Origin of the sequence: Methylobacterium brachiatum (assembly GCF_900113845.1) — a bacterium.
Taxonomy (GTDB): Bacteria; Pseudomonadota; Alphaproteobacteria; order Rhizobiales; family Beijerinckiaceae; genus Methylobacterium; species Methylobacterium brachiatum.
The window spans coordinates 276,699-293,903 of the sequence record NZ_FOQW01000002.1 but is presented as its reverse complement, the minus strand read 5'-3'; the positions used below and the strand labels follow the sequence as shown (position 1 = coordinate 293,903).

General features: G+C 70.7%; 16 protein-coding genes. 10 read left to right on the top strand and 6 right to left on the bottom strand.

From position 1 onward, the window contains the following. Positions 1 to 100 precede the first annotated feature (100 nt). The gene (locus BMZ47_RS01350; RefSeq protein ID WP_007567824.1) at positions 101 to 733 is read right to left on the bottom strand and encodes a S24 family peptidase; all 633 of its coding nucleotides are present in this window, start codon (positions 731 to 733) and stop codon (positions 101 to 103) included. 527 nt (positions 734 to 1,260) lie between these two features. Here BMZ47_RS01350 and BMZ47_RS01345 point away from each other — a divergent pair. From BMZ47_RS01345 to BMZ47_RS01320, 6 genes are all read left to right on the top strand, one after another. After that, the gene (locus tag BMZ47_RS01345) at positions 1,261 to 1,611 is read left to right on the top strand and encodes a DUF952 domain-containing protein (RefSeq protein WP_091858103.1); all 351 of its coding nucleotides are present in this window, start codon (positions 1,261 to 1,263) and stop codon (positions 1,609 to 1,611) included. Next, entirely contained in the window at positions 1,608 to 2,684 is a 1,077-nt protein-coding gene (locus tag BMZ47_RS01340; protein ID WP_091857754.1) for a quinone-dependent dihydroorotate dehydrogenase, read from the top strand. Before BMZ47_RS01345 ends, BMZ47_RS01340 begins: the two co-directional genes overlap by 4 nt. A 354-nt stretch (positions 2,685 to 3,038) precedes the next feature. Then, positions 3,039 to 3,278 (top strand): antitoxin, encoded by a 240-nt coding sequence (locus BMZ47_RS01335; RefSeq protein ID WP_007567827.1) that lies wholly within the window; start codon positions 3,039 to 3,041, stop codon positions 3,276 to 3,278. Further along, positions 3,275 to 3,691, top strand: coding sequence for a type II toxin-antitoxin system VapC family toxin (locus BMZ47_RS01330; protein ID WP_091857751.1), 417 nt, complete (start codon positions 3,275 to 3,277; stop codon positions 3,689 to 3,691). Before BMZ47_RS01335 ends, BMZ47_RS01330 begins: the two co-directional genes overlap by 4 nt. 523 nt (positions 3,692 to 4,214) lie before the next feature. Next, positions 4,215 to 6,512 (top strand): FdhF/YdeP family oxidoreductase, encoded by a 2,298-nt coding sequence (locus tag BMZ47_RS01325; RefSeq protein WP_091857748.1) that lies wholly within the window; start codon positions 4,215 to 4,217, stop codon positions 6,510 to 6,512. Positions 6,513 to 6,517: 5 nt separating this feature from the next. Continuing rightward, the gene (locus BMZ47_RS01320) at positions 6,518 to 6,784 is read left to right on the top strand and encodes a hypothetical protein (RefSeq protein ID WP_007567832.1); all 267 of its coding nucleotides are present in this window, start codon (positions 6,518 to 6,520) and stop codon (positions 6,782 to 6,784) included. Between the two features lie 16 nt (positions 6,785 to 6,800). Here the strand turns inward: BMZ47_RS01320 and BMZ47_RS01315 are convergent, their stop codons facing one another. Together BMZ47_RS01315 and BMZ47_RS01310 are read right to left on the bottom strand one after the other, a co-directional pair. Then, positions 6,801 to 7,280 carry a VOC family protein gene (locus BMZ47_RS01315; RefSeq protein WP_091857745.1) on the bottom strand — a complete coding sequence of 160 codons (480 nt, stop codon included), beginning with the start codon at positions 7,278 to 7,280 and terminating at the stop codon, positions 6,801 to 6,803. A gap of 78 nt (positions 7,281 to 7,358) precedes the next feature. Continuing rightward, positions 7,359 to 7,778, bottom strand: coding sequence for a VOC family protein (locus BMZ47_RS01310; RefSeq protein ID WP_091858098.1), 420 nt, complete (start codon positions 7,776 to 7,778; stop codon positions 7,359 to 7,361). Between the two features lie 387 nt (positions 7,779 to 8,165). Here BMZ47_RS01310 and BMZ47_RS01305 point away from each other — a divergent pair, with 387 nt between their 5' ends. Beyond that, positions 8,166 to 9,794 carry an FAD-dependent oxidoreductase gene (locus BMZ47_RS01305; protein WP_091857742.1) on the top strand — a complete coding sequence of 543 codons (1,629 nt, stop codon included), beginning with the start codon at positions 8,166 to 8,168 and terminating at the stop codon, positions 9,792 to 9,794. Positions 9,795 to 10,237: 443 nt separating this feature from the next. On the opposite strand, the gene BMZ47_RS01300 is transcribed toward BMZ47_RS01305, so the two are convergent. After that, the gene (locus tag BMZ47_RS01300) at positions 10,238 to 11,131 is read right to left on the bottom strand and encodes an HpcH/HpaI aldolase/citrate lyase family protein (protein WP_007567840.1); all 894 of its coding nucleotides are present in this window, start codon (positions 11,129 to 11,131) and stop codon (positions 10,238 to 10,240) included. A gap of 216 nt (positions 11,132 to 11,347) precedes the next feature. Here BMZ47_RS01300 and BMZ47_RS01295 point away from each other — a divergent pair, with 216 nt between their 5' ends. Next, entirely contained in the window at positions 11,348 to 11,686 is a 339-nt protein-coding gene (locus tag BMZ47_RS01295) for a YMGG-like glycine zipper-containing protein (protein ID WP_091857739.1), read from the top strand. A gap of 75 nt (positions 11,687 to 11,761) precedes the next feature. Here the strand turns inward: BMZ47_RS01295 and BMZ47_RS01290 are convergent, their stop codons facing one another. After that, positions 11,762 to 13,141: an MATE family efflux transporter gene (locus BMZ47_RS01290; RefSeq protein WP_091857738.1), complete on the bottom strand. Its 1,380-nt coding sequence runs from the start codon at positions 13,139 to 13,141 to the stop codon at positions 11,762 to 11,764. A gap of 38 nt (positions 13,142 to 13,179) precedes the next feature. Beyond that, positions 13,180 to 13,524: a DUF6460 domain-containing protein gene (locus tag BMZ47_RS01285; RefSeq protein ID WP_050732683.1), complete on the bottom strand. Its 345-nt coding sequence runs from the start codon at positions 13,522 to 13,524 to the stop codon at positions 13,180 to 13,182. A gap of 200 nt (positions 13,525 to 13,724) precedes the next feature. Here BMZ47_RS01285 and BMZ47_RS01280 point away from each other — a divergent pair, with 200 nt between their 5' ends. Next, on the top strand, positions 13,725 to 14,681 hold the full coding sequence (locus BMZ47_RS01280) for an alpha/beta hydrolase (RefSeq protein ID WP_091857735.1): 957 nt from the start codon (positions 13,725 to 13,727) through the stop codon (positions 14,679 to 14,681). Next, positions 14,597 to 17,194, top strand: coding sequence for a ligase-associated DNA damage response DEXH box helicase (locus BMZ47_RS01275; RefSeq protein WP_425285050.1), 2,598 nt, complete (start codon positions 14,597 to 14,599; stop codon positions 17,192 to 17,194). The genes BMZ47_RS01280 and BMZ47_RS01275 overlap by 85 nt, the downstream gene beginning before the upstream one ends. The last annotated feature ends 11 nt before the right edge of the window (positions 17,195 to 17,205 follow it).

Genomic DNA, 17,205 nt, shown 5'->3' with positions numbered 1-17,205 from the left:
TGCGTCCGAGCTGAGCGGGTGCGGGAAACCCGCGAGGAGGCCCGCGATAGCGACGAACCGCGGCCGGGCCAAGTGCGGCAGGTTTATTCTCGGATCGCGGCTACTGCCTGACCCACATCACCCGGGCCATCCAGGCGACCTCGCCGATGTTGAGGACGCGGTCCTCGTGCTCCGGATTGAGCGAGACCAGCTCCACGGTGCGGGCGGTGCGGCGCTTCAACTCCTTGGCGAGGACCTCGCCGCCGTGGAGGCGCACCACGACCCGGTCGCCCTTGCGCACGCTGGCGGTCGGCGAGACGATCAGCACGTCGCCGTCGCGGAACAGCGGCTGCATGGAATCGCCCTGGATCTCCAGCGCGAAGGCGCGCTCCTCGCCGAGATCGGGGAACTCGATCTCCTCCCAGCCGGCGCCGCCGGTGGGCATGCCCTCGTCGGTGAACAGCCGCCCGGCCCCGGCCTGGGTCAGGCCGATCAGCGGGACCATGGTGCGGGCGGGGATCTCCCGGGCCTCGATCAGGCGCAGGAACTCGTCGAGGCTGGCGCCGGTGGCGGCCAGGACCTTCGAGACCGATTCCGTGGAGGGCCAGCGCTTGCGCCCGTCGGCGCCGATCCGTTTGGACCGGTTGAAGCTCGTCGCGTCGAGGCCCGCGCGCCGGGCGAGGCCGGAGGCGGAATAGCCATGGCGCTCCGCCAGACGGTCGATGGCGTTCCAGATCTGCTCGTGAGACAGCATGTCGGGCTCGAAGGCTCAACGTGAGCGGGCCGGCACCCCCGTCTCGCCAGCCGGCACCCGGCTGCCTCGGGGGCACGAAGGCAATCCCCCCGGAGGATTCGGACCGAAACCGCCGGAGAAGCGCGGAATATTGAAGACCGCCACGAGCCGGCCCGAGTGCCCCGTCTCGGACACCGTTCTGTGACGCTCAGCCTAGTCGTAGGAAAGTAGAACTACAACCTGCAGAATGCAATCGCCCATGGAATGGTTCTGGTTTCCGGGTGTTGCTGGCGGAGAGCGGCGCGTCCGGGTGCGCGCTATGATCGACCCCCTCCACCCCTCATCCTCGGGTGCCCAGGGACCGTCGATCGAGGGCTCCGCTGCGCGGCCCCAGCATGACGGAATTGTTGTCCGGGCTGCTTCTGCAGAGGCTTAGATGGGTTCGCGGGAGAGCCCCTGGCGCATGCGTCGGCCGGGACACGCCATCCGCCCCGGTTCCGGCGCCCGGTCCGATGGGCTATGGACCCTCCGATCCCCGGGGAATGACGATGCCGCTCATCTACAAGATCTGCCCGCGTGCGCTGTGGCGCGAGGCCGAGGCGGCGGGGCAGTTCACCGGGGCGCCCGTCGATCGGGCTGACGGTTTCATCCATTTCTCCACCGCCGAGCAGACCGCCGAGACGGCGGCCCGCCACTTCGCCGGCCAGGGCGACCTGCTGCTGATCGCGGTGGAGGCCGACAGGCTGGGCGCCGCCCTGCGATACGAGCCGTCGCGCGGCGGCGCCCTGTTCCCCCATCTCTACGGCGACCTGCCGCTCTCCGCGGTCGCGTCGGTGGAGGAACTACCGCTGGGTGCGGATGGGCGGCATGTCCTGCCGGCCGGGATGCCGCGCGCATGATCGCCGCCGCCTTCCCGCTGGTCCGCCCGCTGCTGCACCGGCTCGATGCCGAGCGCGCGCATGACCTGACCCTGCGCGCCCTGTCGCTGCTGCCCCCCGGCCAGCCGGCCGCCGACGATCCACGGCTGGCCGTCGACCTGCTCGGGCGCCGCTTCCCCAACCCGGTCGGTCTGGCGGCCGGCTTCGACAAGGGCGCCCGGGTGCCGGACGCGATGCTCGGCCTCGGCTTCGGCTTCGTCGAGGTCGGCGGTGTGGTGCCGCAACCGCAGCCGGGCAATCCGCAGCCGCGGGCGTTCCGCCTCCCCGCCGACCGGGCCGTGATCAACCGCTACGGCCTCAACAGCGAGGGGCTGGCGGTGGTGGCCGGACGGCTGCGCGCCCGGGCCGGCCGGCCCGGCATCGTCGGGGTCAATATCGGGGCCAACAAGGACTCGACCGACCGCCTGGCCGATTACGTCACCTGTACCAGGACCCTCGCACCGCTGGTCGATTTCGTCACGGTCAACGTCTCCTCGCCCAATACGCCGGGCCTGCGCGACCTGCAGGGCGAGGCCTTTCTCGACGAGCTGCTCGGCCGCACCGTCGAGGCACGCGATGCGGCCGGCGCCACGGCCGCGGTGCTTCTCAAGATCGCCCCCGACATGGCGCTGGACGCCCTCGACGCGATCTGCGCCACGGCGCTGAAGCGCGGCGTCCAGGCATTGGTGGTCTCGAACACCACGGTGGCCCGGCCCGAGAGCCTGCGGGAGACAAGCCTCGCCCGTGAGACCGGCGGCCTCTCCGGCCGACCGCTCTTCGGGCCGGCGACCCGGATGCTGGCGCAGACCCGTCTCCGGGTCGGGGACAGGCTGCCGCTCATCGGCGTTGGCGGCATCGATTCCGCCGAGGCCGCCTGGACCAAGATCGAGGCCGGGGCGAGCCTGGTCCAGCTCTACTCGGCGCTGGTCTATGACGGGCCGGGGCTGGTGGATCGCATCAAGGCCGGCCTGCTGACGCGCATGGCGGCGGAGGGCGTCTCCGCCCTCCACCAGGTGGTCGGCCGCGGCGCGGAGGACCTGGCCCGCGCGGCTTGAGCGCCGTTCGTCCGGGCTTTCCGCATCTATCCCCTCCTCCTGACAGGCTGTGGGTCTTCCAAGCCACAGACGGGCCTGTCGCGCTTCGTCCTCGAAGGATCGAAAGATTTACACTTTCTGAGGTCGCGGCCCGCGCAGCGTCGCTTTCGAAGGCGGCCTCCAGGGAGCGCGGGGCCGGCTGGAGCCCTCCTTCGCGGCCCACCGACGCGGGCGCCGCGAGATGAGGGGGTTGGGCGGGACGGGCGTCGGTCATGTCGGCCTCGCGGGCCGTCGGCCACCGTCGATCCTCGACGCCTCTCGCCGGCTGGCATATGCTGATGGCATAGGCCAAACTGGTGCCGACGGGAGGTGGCGATGGATGTGAAGACCGCGAGCCTGTTTCGTAACGGTCGCAGTCAGGCGCTGCGCATACCGCGGGAATTCGAGCTTCCCGGCTCCAGCGTGTCCATTCGACGCCTGCCGAACGGCCATCTCGAAATCTCGCCGCTGGGCGAAACCGGCCTGCTCGCGGCGTTCAAGGACGAGCCGCCTTTGCCCGAGGAGCATTGGATGGATGCAATCCAGGACCTCCCGGCGGAACCGGTCGATCCATGAGCGACCGGTACCTGCTCGACACCAACATCATCGCGGAGATCGTCCGACAGGGCGCCGGAAGCGTCGTCCTGGATCGGATCACCGGCATCGGGGAGACGAACATCTGCACGAGCGCCATCGTGGCCAGCGAGTTGCGCTATGGCGCTGCCAAGAAAGGGTCCGAGCTGCTGAGCGAGAAAGTGGAGCGTGCTCTGCGCAACATCGATATCCTGCCCTACGCGCCCGGCGCTTCTCACACCTACGGGACGCTCCGGACAAGCCTGGAGCGCGCGGGGCGGGTGATCGGTGCCAACGACATGCTGATCGCCGCCCATGCCCTTTCCCTGGGCGCGATCTTGGTCACTGACAACATTGCCGAGTTCGCGCGCATCCAGGGTCTGCGGGTCGAGAATTGGCTGCGGGCCAGCGCATGACCGTCCTGTCGGTCACACGTCCGGTTGGGCGATCACGCGCCATCTCCATCAGCGACATCACGATGACGGCGTCCTTCAGGCGCCCGCCCGGCACCGGTGGGTGGCATCGGGACAGTCGTGCCGGATCGAGAAGGCGCCCCTCGCTCAATGAGTTCCTCAGCCGAACCACAGAGCGTCCAAGCCGCCGATTAAAATGAAGGGCGGGTTGAGTTAAGCGCCCCGCTCCCCGTCCGATCACCGTCGGTGCGAGCGTAGCGACGCAACATCGGGATCCGCACCATTCGGCGCTCGCGCGCTGCCCTGGATTGCTTCGCTGCGCTCGCCAGGACGGAGCGGGATCGACCGGCCGCGGAGCGTCCGGCCCGCCAGTTTAGAAAGGCTTTGCCAAGCGGTGACTTAGCCTGTGCCCCGTGCATGAGGGGCCTGCGCGCGCCCGGCATTGTGACACCTGTCCTGTGCCGCTTATCTCGCGGTTGCGAATTCGCGAGCCGGTCTCGCGTTCAGAGAGCATCCAGGACAATCCATGGCCCAGCCTGACGGGGCTCCGAAGCGCTCATCCGCCGCCGGCGGCTGGGGCGCTCTGAAGAGTTGCGGCAAGCATCTGCTCGGCTCGCGCGCGCCGCTGTCGGGCGCACGCGCCCTGCTGAAGGCGAACCAGCCGGACGGGTTCGACTGCCCGGGTTGCGCCTGGGGCGACCCGGAGCACGGCTCGTCCTTCGAGTTCTGCGAGAACGGCGTGAAGGCGGTCTCCTGGGAGGCCACCGACAAGCGCACGAAGCCGTCCTTCTTCGCCCGCCACACGCTAACCGAGCTGCGCACCTGGAGCGACTTCGCCCTGGAGGGCGAGGGCCGCCTCACCCACCCGATGCGCTACGATGCGGCGAGCGACCGCTACCTGCCGGTGAGCTGGGACGAGGCCTTCGCCGAGATCGGCGCGACCCTGCGCGGCCTCGACCATCCCGACCAGGCCGAGTTCTACACCTCCGGCCGTGCCTCGAACGAGGCGGCCTATCTCTACCAGCTGTTCGCCCGCGCCTACGGGACCAACAACTTCCCCGACTGTTCGAACATGTGTCACGAGGCCAGCGGCGTCGCGCTGATCGACGCCATCGGCATCGGCAAGGGCACGGTCCTGCTGGAGGATTTCGAGAAGGCGGACGCGATCTTCTGCGTCGGGCAGAATCCCGGCACCAACCATCCGCGCATGCTCGGCGACCTGCGCCGGGCGGCCGAGCGCGGCGCCAAGGTCGTGGTGCTCAACCCCGTGCGCGAGCGTGGGCTCGAGCGCTTCGCCGACCCGCAGAACACCGTGGAGATGCTGCGCGGCTCCAGCCAACCGATCGCCAGCCACTACCTCCAGCCGCGCTCCGGCGGCGACATGGCGGCCTTCAGGGGCATCGCCAAGATCGTGTTCGCCCGGGACGAAGAGGCGCTGGCCTCCGGCCGGCCCTCGCTGCTCGACCGCGCCTTCCTGGAGCATCACACCTCCGGTCTCGACGCCTATCGCGCCGCCGTGGAGGCCACGAGCTGGGACGCGATTCTCGACCAGTCGGGCCTGACCTACGACGACATCTCCGCCATGGCGGATGTCTATCTCGGCGCCCAGCGCGTGATTGCCACCTGGGCCATGGGCGTGACCCAGCACCGCCACTCGGTGGCGACCGTGCGCGAGATCGCCAACCTGCTGTTCTTGCGCGGCCATATCGGCCGGCCCGGTGCCGGGCTGTGCCCGGTGCGCGGCCATTCCAACGTGCAGGGCGACCGCACGGTCGGGATCAACGAGCGCCCCTCGGTGGCCTTCCTCGAATCGCTGGAGCGGCATTTCGGCCTCGCCATGCCGCGCAAGCACGGCCACAACGTCCTGGCGGCGATCCGGGCGATGCGCGACGGCACGTCGAAGGCGTTCATCGGGCTCGGCGGCAACTTCCTGCGGGCGACGCCGGATACCCCGGTGGTGGCCCAGGCGCTCGCCTCCTGCCGCCTGACGGTCCACATTGCGACCAAGCTCAACCACGCCCACCTGGTGCCGGGCGCCATCGGCTACCTGCTGCCCTGCATGGGCCGCACCGAGATCGACCGGAACGCCGCGGGCAAGACCCAGATCGTGACCGTCGAGGATTCGATGAGCATGGTCCACGGCTCGGGCGGCATCAACAAGCCGGCCTCGAAGGAGCTGCGCTCGGAGATCGCGATCATCGCCGGCATGGCCCAGGCCACCGTCGGCTCGGCCGCGATCGACTGGGCCGGGCTCGCGGCCGATTACGACCGGATCCGGGAGGCCATCGCCGCGACGATCCCGGGCTTCTCGGAGTACAACACCCGGGTGCGCAAGCCGCGCGGCTTCATGCTGCGCAACCTCGCCGCCGAACGCGTCTTCGAGACCGCCTCCGGCCGTGCCAACTTCTCCGCCGACGCGCTGCCGGCCGAGACCGAGCACCAGGTCGCGAAGAAGTCGCAGAACACGTTCGTGCTGCAGACCTTCCGCAGTCACGACCAGTACAACACCACGATCTACGGGCTCGATGACCGCTACCGCGGCGTCTACGGCGAGCGGAAGGTGCTGTTCGCCCATCCGGACGACCTCGCCGAGATCCGCGACCGGCTCGGCGAGCGCGTCGACATCGTCGGCCTCCACGCCGACGGGGTGACCCGGCGGGCCGAGGATTTCCGGCTGGTGCCGTTCGACATGCCCCGGGGCGCCGTGGCGGGCTACTACCCGGAGCTGAACGTGCTGGTGCCGCTCTCGACCTTCGGTGAGAAGAGCGACACGCCGACCTCGAAGTCGGTGCTCGTCACCCTGGAAGCCCGGGCGGCGGCCTGAGCCGCGTGGGCGGCGACCTCGACGAGGCGGCGTTCATCGCCGCCCTCGACCGCCGGACCGCGGCCCAGCCCGGGATGGACGCGCTGGAAGCGGGGTTGCTGGCGGCCCTCGATCTCGGCCTGCCGGGCGATAGCCGGGCCTTCGCCCGCAGCTTCGGGGTCGAGCACGCCCTGGTGCTGCGCGCGCTCTCCGCGCTGGAGGAGGACGGCCACGTCACCGTGACCGCCCGCGATGCGCGCACCCAGCGGACGCGCTACGACTTGGCGGCGTAGCGCCGGATCCGGGACTTCACCGGCCGGCAGAGGCGGCCTCCAGGGCCGCGACGTCGAGCTTCACCATGGCCTGCATGGCCGCGAAGACCCGGGCCGCCACCGCCGGATCGGGATCGGCGAGGAGGCGCGGCAGGGTTTCCGGCACGATCTGCCAGGGCACGCCCCAGCGGTCGCGCAACCAGCCGCACATCATTTCCGCGCCGCCCTCCGCGGTGAGGGCGCGCCAGAGGCGGTCGACCTCGGCCTGATCGGCACAGGAGACGGAGATCGATGCGGCGGTCCCGTACGCGGCCGGGATCCCGCCATTCAGGGCCTGGAAGCTCTGGCCGCCCAGCGTGAACGCCACCAGGATCGCGGCGCCGGGCTCGCCCCCGGGCCAGGGGCCCGGCGCCCGCAGGATCGGGCCGAGGCTCGAGCCCGGCACTAGCGACACGTAGAATCGCGCCGCCGCCTCGGCGTCGTGGGCGAACCACAGACAGGTGCTGATCGTCGGCATGGCGGCACCTCCCGGGCCGATCGGATCGGCGCGGCGCTCAGAGTTGGCCGCGCGTTCGGCTTCCGGATGACGGGGCGCTCAGCGCTTCCCCTGGTTCATCGCCCAGACGATCCCGAACGGATCGCGCAGCTGGCCGTAGCGGTCGCCCCAGAACATCTCGGCCGGCTCCATCAGGGCGGTGGCGCCCGCCGCGACGGCCTGGGCGTAGCGCGCATCGATCCCCTCGACCATGAGCATCAGGGAGAAGGCCTGCGGTGCCTGCAGGGGATGGCCGTGTTCGGGGAAGGCATCGCTCAGCATCAGCGACGAGCCGTTCACGTGGAGGTGGACATGCATGGTCCGTCCCTGGTCGTCGACGGGCATCGCGTTGACGATCTCGGCCCCGAAGGCGCGGACGTAGAACTCGGCCGCCTTCATGGCGCCGTCCACCGTCAGGTAGGCGACGAGCCCGCCCTTCACCGGGGCCTCGGCCGGAATCTCTGGGTTCGCGCTGCTCATCGTGCCGCCCCGGGTTTTCAGCCGCGCGTTCAAGATGCACGAATCGAACGGCATCCGACGCGGTCGGTCGAATATCGTCTCATTCCCGGGCCGCTCAGTCGAGCCGTGTGCGAATATTGAATGCCGCCGACGCATTACACTGGATGCCTGTATTCGCTAGATCGAGGCGGGAGCGTCTTGGGCGCGGGCCCGGCGCGGAACCGAATGTCCTCGTGGGCATCCCCGCTCTCGGGAGGCCACCCAGTGTTGCGCGCCCCCAGCCAGGACGCGAGCCAAGCTTGACCTTGGACAATCCTTCGTTGCACCTCGGCCGGGCATCCGGATGCCGGCTGTGTCGCAGGCCCGCGATGCCAATCCGCCTAGGCCACTGAGTGAAAGGGGCAGGACATGGAGACGATCGGCCCTGATCTGCGCGTGATGCAGCGCGTTCCCCTGGCGGCCTCGCATGTCGCCGCGATCCGGGCCGCGGGCGTTCCGCGACTCTACCCGGCCGGGACCTTCCTGGCGCGGCCCGGCGAGCCGGCGGACCGCTTCGTCTATGTCGAGGACGGCGAGGTCGAGGTCGTGAACCCGTTCACGGACGAGCGGCACCTGCCCTCCACCCTCGGGCCGACGCAGTTCATGGGCGAGATCGCGTTCCTGAACGGCGGCAGCTGGTCGATGCCGATGCGGGCGGTCATCGACACCAACGTGATCGAGGTGCCGCGCACCGCGATGCTGCGGCTGATGGCCGAGATCCCCGAAATGTCGGACATCGTCATCACCGTCCTGGCGGCGCGGCGGCGGCGCCAGCTCGATTCGCGCGACGGTACCCTCGTGCTCATCGGCGAGGACGACGACCGGGCCGTCCGGCGCATCGCGGAATTCGCGAGCCGCAACCGCCTGCCCTACCGGTCCTACGCGCTCGGCAGCGCCGACGCGGCGTCCGTCGCCACGAGCTGCTCGGTTCCCGCCGACCGGCCCGGCGTGGTCTTCGGCCGGAACACCGTCGTGACGGATCCGACCCCAGACAAGGTCGCGCAGCTCTTCGGCCTCAACTACAACCTCATGGACGACGAGGCCTTCGACGTTCTGATCGTCGGCGGCGGCCCGGCCGGCGTGGCCGCGGGCGTCTATGCCGGCGCCGAAGGCCTGCGCGCCCTGGTGGTCGAGGATATTGCGATCGGCGGACAGGCCGGCACATCGAGCCGGATCGAGAACTACATGGGGTTCCCGACCGGGATCTCCGGGGCCGACCTGATCTGGCGCGGCGAGGTCCAGGCCGTGAAGTTCGGGACGCGGTTCGCCATGCCCCGGCGGGTGGTGAAGCTGGAGCGGCTCGAAGACGGCGCGTATTGCGCGACCTTCGACAACGATCAGCGCGTCCGGGGACAGGCGGTCGTTGTCGCGACCGGGGTCCAGTACCGGCGCCTGCCGATCGACCGCCTGGAGGCCTTCGAGGGGGCCGGCATCTATTACGCGGCCACCGAAATCGAGGCCCGCTATTGCAAGAACACCGACACCATCATCGTCGGCGGCGGCAATTCCGCCGGGCAGGCGGCGATGTTCCTCAGCCGCTCCGCCCGGCATGTCCGGCTCCTGGTCCGCGGGCCGTCGCTGGCGACCTCGATGTCGCGCTACCTGTCGAGCCGTTTGGAAGCGGATCCGGCGATCACCATCGAGTACGGCGCCGAACTCAGCGCGCTGCACGGGGACGACGCGCTCGAAGCCGTGACCATCCGCACCATCGCGGACGGCACGGTCCGGACGATTCCGACCTGCGCCGTGTTCGTCATGGTGGGGGCGGCACCCAATACCGGCTGGCTGTCCGGCCTCGTCGAGCTCGATCGGAACGGCTTCGTCCTGACCGGGGAAGCGATCGGCGCCGGCTCGCCCTACGCCACCTCGCAGCCGGGCATCTTCGCGGTCGGCGACGTGCGCGCCCATTCCGTCAAGCGCGTCGCCTCCTCGGTGGGCGAGGGATCGGTCGTCATCTCCAAGGTCTGGGATTATGTCCGGGACCGTGAGCCGGCTTAGGCCTGGCGGCTCAACATTCGGATCGGCTTGGCTGCGCCCGCCGTGGTAAGCGCTTTCAGCGGCAAACCGTTTCCGCGCCCTTCGCGGCGACGGGCGACACAGGCGGGACGATCCATCCCGGGGCTCGATACCCGGTAACCCGCGCCGTCGTTTCGCGGCGCCGCAGGCGGGCCCGGACCCGAACGGGTCGCCGGAGGCGGCCATCCGGAAACGGCGCCGTTGCAAGAGCTTGGCATGTCGGCGTCTCCGGATCCCGGGCTCCGCGGCGCGGCCCCGGGATGACGGTGCGTGGCGGCTTCGGTCCAGCCTCCACCCGAAGGAGACGAAGCCTTCCCGCTGGGGACATGAGACGTCCGCCTCTGTCACCGCAAGGCTGCGCATCCTCCGGAAGCGTCCTGCTGGGGTCATTGCGCGCGCCGCAGGATGCGGGCGGGAGCGACGTCTCAGAACCCCTTCGCCTTGATCGCCTCGGCCCAGGTGACGGCGCGGCGGTTCACGCCGAGGTGCTGGCGCTCGTAGAGGCGGCCTTCGAGCTTGATCGCGCCGCGCTTGGCGTATTCCGGGCGCTCGAACGCCTCGATCACCAGCTTGGCCCGGCGCACTTCCTCCTCGGTCGGCGCGAACGAGGCGTTGGCCGGCTCCAGCTGGGTCGGGTGGATCAGGGTCTTGCCGTCGAAGCCGAGGTCGCGGGCCTGGCGGCACTCGTCCCGGCAGCCCTCGGTGTCGGCGATGTCGTTGTAGACGCCGTCGAGAATCGCCAGGCCTTCGGCCCGGGCGGCGGCGAGCGCCATCATCATCCAGGGCAGCATCGGCACCCGGCCGGGGACGATCTTGGCCCAGGTGTCCTTGGCTAGGTCGTTGGTGCCGAGCACCAGGCAGGTCAGACGGTTGCGCGGGTCGCGCTTGGCCCGGGCGATCTCCTGGATGTTGAGGATCGAGGCCGGGGTCTCGATCATCGCCCAGACCGCGATGCCCTCGGGGGCGTCGAGGGATTCGAGCCGGTCGGCGATGCTCTCCAGCACCGCCGAGGACGACACCTTCGGCATCAGGATCGCGTCGGGCTTGGCCTCGATGGCGGCGTGCAGGTCGGCCTCGCCCCAGGGGGTCTGGGGGGCGTTGACCCGGATCACCAGCTCGCGACTACCATATTCCCCGCTCTTGACCGCGGCGCAGACCTGATCGCGCGCGATCTCCTTCTCCTCCGGGCCGACCGCGTCCTCGAGATCGAGGATGATGCTGTCCACCGGCAGGGTCTTGGCCTTGTCGAGCGCCCGCTGGTTCGAGCCGGGCATGTAGAGCACGCTCCGGCGCAGGCGCAGGTCCGTCGTCGTGGCCATGGGCATCTTCCTCCTGCGGCCGCTCCTCGGCCGGTCTTCGTTGCGCTGCACCCTAGAGCAGAACGTCCCGTGCGCCACATCGGCTTGCGGAGGATCGGTGAGTCCGTGCGGCGTTTGATACTGTCCGGCGGGCGACTGTATCGAGCCGTGCTTTGGTCATGTTCTCACGGCTAAAGGCCAGCCCTGTCCCATCCTTGGATCCCGGGATCCGGTCTCATGCGCGCTTTCACGACTGTCTTTATCCTGGCCGGACTGACCCTGGCCGGGGCACCGGATCCCGCCCGGGCCCAGAGCCGGACGACCCTGGGGGTCGGCTCCGGCGCGGTAGCGGGCGCCCTGGTGGCGGGCCCGATCGGGGCCGTCGCGGGCGCCGTGGTCGGCGGGTTCGTCGGCAATTCCAGCGAGCGCGGACGGCGCCATGTCCGCCGGGTCCGGCGCGCCGGCAGCGTCCGCCGGGCGCCGCAGCGGCGGGCCGAGGCCGAACTGCCGCGCCCGGCCGCGCCGGTCGCCCGGGCCGCGCCGCCGGCTGCCACGGCCTGGAAGGATCCGCACTGACCGGGAGAAGGCAACGGATTCCCGGCAAGGCTGCCCCTTCGGCGAAGGGCCGCCGCAAATGCCGGCCCGCGAAGGCTACGCGACCTCGGGCGCGGTTTTTCCGGCGGCGGAGAGTGGCGGCCTGCGAAACGTTTCGCGCAACAGCCCCGGGAACGCGACGGCCTGGAACAGGCCCCGCGCCCCCAGGAAGGCCACGAAGGCCAGCCACAGCCCGGTATTGCCGAGGCCCAGGGCCAGGACCAGCGCCAGGACCGCGCCGTAGATCGCCAGCGCGCCCAACATGAGGTTGCGCATCGCCCGGGTCCACGTGGCCCCGATATAGATCCCGTCATAGGCGAAGGGCGCGGCCGCGGCGAGCGGCGCCAGGGCGGCGAGCGGCAGATAGGCCCGCGCGGTCTCGCGCACCGGCGCGCTGGTGGTGACGAAGTCGATGAAGCCCGGCCCGCCCAGGAAGGCGACGAGGCCGACCGCGATCCCGAACCCCAGGCACCAGCGCAAACTCAAGGCTGATGCCCGGCGGAACGCCTCCGCGTCGCGGGCGCCCACCGCCTGCCCGCACAGGGTCTCGGCCGCGGTGGCGAAGCCGTCGAGGAAGAACCCGCCGATCATGAACAGATTCCACAGGACGGAATTGGCCGCCAGCACCACGTCGCCCTGCCTGGCGCCCAACGCCGAGAACAGCACGATGGCGGTGATCAGCGCCAGGGTGCGCAGGATCACGTCAAGGTTGACGCTGAGCGTCCGGCGCAGGGCGGCGGCGTCCCGCAGATCGCGCAGAGGCACCCGGAACGGCCGCGAGCCGAGCCGCGCCAGCACGACCAGCCCGAGCGCCAGCCCGGCCGCCTCCGCGCAGAGCGCCGCCAGCGCGGCGCCGGCGAGCCCCATGCCGAGGCCGAGGACGAAGGCGAGGGTCAGCCCGACATTGACCAAATTGATCGCCACTTGCAGCAGCAGGCCGAGATCGGTCCGCCCGCGCCCCAGCACCGAGCCGAGCACGCCGTAGCTCGCCAGCACGAACGGGGCGGACAGGATGCGGATGTGGAAATAGGTGGCGAGGCCCGCGATCACCGCCTCGCTCGCGCCGCTCACCGCGAAGGCCGCCTGAGCGATCGGCCATTGCAGCGCGACCAAGCTCAGGCCGATCAGGGCGCCCGCCATGATCGCCCGGGCCAGGATGCGGTCGACCTCGGCGCCGTCGCGGGCGCCGACCGCCTGCGCGGTCAGGCCTGCGGTGGCCATGCGCAGGGCCCCGAAAGACCAGAAGATCGCGTCGAAGATGACGGCGCCCAAAGCCACCGCGCCGAGCAGGGCCGCGTCGCCGAGCCGCCCGATGACGGCCGCGCCGACGAAGCCGAGCATCGGCGTCGTGACGTTGGCCAGCGTCATCGGCAGGGCCAGGGCCAGGACGCGACGGTGCGTCGGCAGGACCGGGGCGGCGGCAGGCGGATGCGTCATGCCGCAACCTTAGCCGACCCGGACGATTTGCGATGCGCTCAGCGCGCCGTCGCGAACAGCCTGGAGATCAGCCAGAGCGGGATGACCACGACGGCCCCGGCGACGATCCAGCCGCCGAAATCGTGCAGGGAGGCGAGGCCGATCTCCAGCAGCGCCTGGGCCGAATCGTAGATCCGCCAGAACAGCCGGCCCGGCGTGAGGCCGAGCAGCGACATGCCGGCGCCGACCAGCATCGACAGGAACAGCAGGCGCAGGAACACGCCGGCGGGCGAGCCGCCGAGGAATCGGCGCAGCGCGGAGGCCCGCGGCGGATAGGTTTCCGCGTCGTAGGTGCCATTCGGCGGCGGGGCACCGTGCCGGCGCCGGTCGTGATCGACGAGCATCGCGTCCTCATGAAGCCAGGGGCACCCGGATCGGCGACGAAGCGGGCGGAACCGTGGCCGGCACACCACACCGCGTCGAAACCGGATCCCGGATCAGGCGTTAGCGGGTTTCACCCACGGACCCGAGATGGCAAGCGAGACCCGTCCCGCCAAGATGCCGGGAATGGCCGCGGGACAAAGCCGACGGGACGAGACCCAGCATGATCGACCACGCCCTGTTCGACCCGGCGACGATCGATCCGGAGACGCTTCGGCTGAATGCCGAGATCGTCGCGGCTCACGCCGCCCTGCCCGACCCCTGGTCGCTGCCCATCGAGGAGGTGCGCGCCCGCCGTCGCGCCGGCACCAAGGCCGCGCCGGCGATGCCGCACAGCGCCCGGGCCGAGTGGCTGACCATCGATGGGCCCGCCGGCCCGCTCAAGCTCCGGGTCATCCGCCCGAAGGCTCCGGCGAAGCTGCGCGGCGCCTATCTTCACATTCACCGGGGCGGCTGGGTCTGGGGCGCCGCCGACGAGCAGGATCCGTGGCTCGAGCGCATCGCCGATGCCTGCGGCTTCGTCGTGCTGTCGGTGGAGTACCGGCTCGCCCCCGAACATCCCTACCCCGCCGCCTTGCTCGACTGCGAGGCCGCGGCCCTGTGGCTCGCCGGGCCGGGCCGGGCCGAGTTCGGGATCCATGCGCTGACGATCGGCGGCGAATCGGTCGGCGCCCACCTCGCCGTGATGGTGCTGCTGCGCCTGCGCGACCTGCATGACCAGCCGCGCGCGTTCCGCGGCGCCAACCTCAATGCCGGGTTCTACGACCTCGGCCTGACCCCGTCGGTGCGCAACTGGGGCGACGAGCGCCTCGTCGTGAACACCCGCGATCTGACCAAATTCGCCGACGGCTACGTCCGCGAGGGGATCGACCGGCGCCGGCCGGACGTCTCGCCGATCTACGCCGACCTGAAGGGCCTGCCGCCGGCCCTGTTCACCATCGGCACCGCCGATCCGCTCCTCGACGACACGCTGTACATGTCGGCCCGCTGGGCGGCGGCCGGTAATGGCGGCCACACCGCGATCTATCCCGGCGGATGCCACGTCTTCGCCCGCTACCCGAGCGCGATGAGCGAGCGCGCCCTCGAGCTGATCGACCGCTTCCTGATGGCCCTGGCCTGAGCGACGCCCAAGAGATCCTGCCGCCGGCCTTCCGGGCGTGGTTCGCGGCGCGTGGCTGGACGCCCCGGTCGCACCAGCTCGACCTGCTGCGGATCGCCCGGGCGGGCCGCTCGGCTCTCCTGGTGGCACCCACGGGGGCTGGCAAGACGCTGGCGGGGTTTCTGCCGAGCCTCGTCGCCCTCTCGGAACGGGCAGCCGCCAAAGCCGAGCCCAAGGCCCCGAAGGGGCTGCACACCCTCTACGTCTCGCCGCTGAAGGCGCTCGCCGTCGACATCGCCCGCAACCTCGACACGCCGATCGCCGAGATGGCGCTGCCGGTGCGGGTCGAGACCCGGACCGGCGATACGCCCGCGCACAAGCGCACCCGGCAGATCAGCCGCCCGCCTGACATCCTGCTCACGACGCCCGAGCAGCTGGCGCTGCTGATCGCCCATCGCGACGCCGCCGCGTTCTTCTCCGGGCTGCGCTGCGTGATCCTCGACGAGCTGCACGCCCTCGTGACCTCGAAGCGCGGCGACCTGCTGGCCCTGGCACTTGCCCGGCTGCACCGCCTCAGCCCGGACCTGGCGTCGATCGGCCTGTCCGCGACGGTCCGTGAGCCGGACGAGCTGCGCAAGTATCTGGTGCCGCAGCGCGCAGATTCGCCGCCCGCCATGGCCGACCTCGTCACCGTCCGGGGCGGCGCCAAGGCCGACCTGCGCATGCTGGATCTCGGGCGGTCGCTGCCGATCTCGGGTCACACGGCCTGGCACTCGATGCCGGCGATCTACGACCTGATCCGCGCGCACCGCACCACGCTGGTCTTCGTCAACACCCGACTCCAGGCCGAGTACACGTTCCAGGAGCTCTGGCGGCTCAACGACGACGCCCTGCCGATCGCGATCCACCACGGCTCGCTCGATGCGCAGCAGCGCCGGCGCGTCGAGGCCGCGATGGCGGCGGGCCAGCTGCGGGCGATCGTCTGCACCGCGACCCTCGATCTCGGCATCGACTGGGGCGATGTCGATCTCGTGGTCAATGTCGGGGCGCCCAAGGGTGCGAGCCGGATCATGCAGCGGATCGGCCGGGCCAACCACCGGATGGACGAGCCGTCGAAGGCCTATCTGGTGCCGGGCAACCGCTTCGAGATGCTGGAATGCCAGGCGGCCCTGGACGCCGTCGAGGAGGCCGCGCAGGACACCCCAGACGCCCGGCTCGGCGCCCTCGACGTGCTCGCCCAGCACGTGCTCGGCATGGCTTGCGCCGACGCCTTCGATCCGCTGGGTCTCTACGAGGAGATTGTCTCCGCGTCGCCCTATGCGGGGCTGACCTGGGAATCCTTCGAGCAGGTCGTCGATTACGTGGCCACCGGCGGCTACGCGCTGCGGGCCTACGAGCGCTTCGCCAAGATCCTGCGCGGGCCCGACGGGCTGTGGCGGGTGCGCGACGCCCGGACGGCCCAGGCCTACCGGATGAATGTCGGCACGATCGTCGAGGCGGCGCGGGTGCGGGTGCGGCTCGGCCGGACGCTCCGGAGCAAGCCCGGCACGGTCCTGCCGAAGGGCGGACGGGTGCTCGGCGAGATCGAGGACGAGTTCGCCGACACGCTCACGATCGGCGACACCTTCCTGTTCGCCGGCGAGACCCTGCGGTTCGAGGGCCTGGCCGAGGACGAGGCTCTGGTGACCCGCGCGCCGCTCGGCACCGATCCGGCGATCCCCTCATATGCGGGCGCGAAGTTTCCGCTCTCGACCTTCCTGGCCGAGCGGGTCCGGGCGATCATCGCCGACCCGTTCGAATGGGACCGCCTTCCGAAGCAGATCGGCGAGTACCTGCAGCAGCAGCGCCGCCGCTCGGTCCTGCCGGGCGAGCGCGACCTGCTCGTCGAGACCTTTCCCCGGGGCAAGCGCCATTACCTCACGGCCTTCCCGTTCGAGGGCCGGCTGGCCCACCAGACGCTCGGCATGCTGCTCACCCGCCGGCTGGAACGCGACGGGCTGCGCCCCCTCGGCTTCGCGGCGAACGATTACGGCATCGCGATCTGGACCACCCGGGACGTGTCCGAGCGGGCCGCGCTCGATCCCGACTTCATCGGCGACCTGTTCGCGGTCGACATGCTGGGTGACGACCTGGAGGCGTGGCTCGACGAATCGGCGATGATGAAGCGCACCTTCCGGCAATGCGCGGTGATCGCCGGCCTGATCGAGCGCCACCATCCGGGCCTGAAGAAGTCCGGCCGGCAGGTCACGATCTCCACCGATCTGATCTACGACGTGCTGCGCAAGCACCAGCCCGACCACCTGCTGCTCCGGGCCGCGCGGCAGGATGCGGCAACCGGACTCCTCGACGTGAGGCGCCTCGGCATGATGCTAGAGCGCATCCAGGGGCGAATCATCCACAGGGCTCTCGACCGGGTCTCGCCGCTCTCCGTATCCGTCATGCTCGAGATCGGGCGTGAGCGGGTCTACGGCGAGGGTGCCGACGAGATCCTGGCCGAGGCGGAGGCCGAGCTTCTTCAGGAAGCTCTGTCCTGACCGGCGATCCG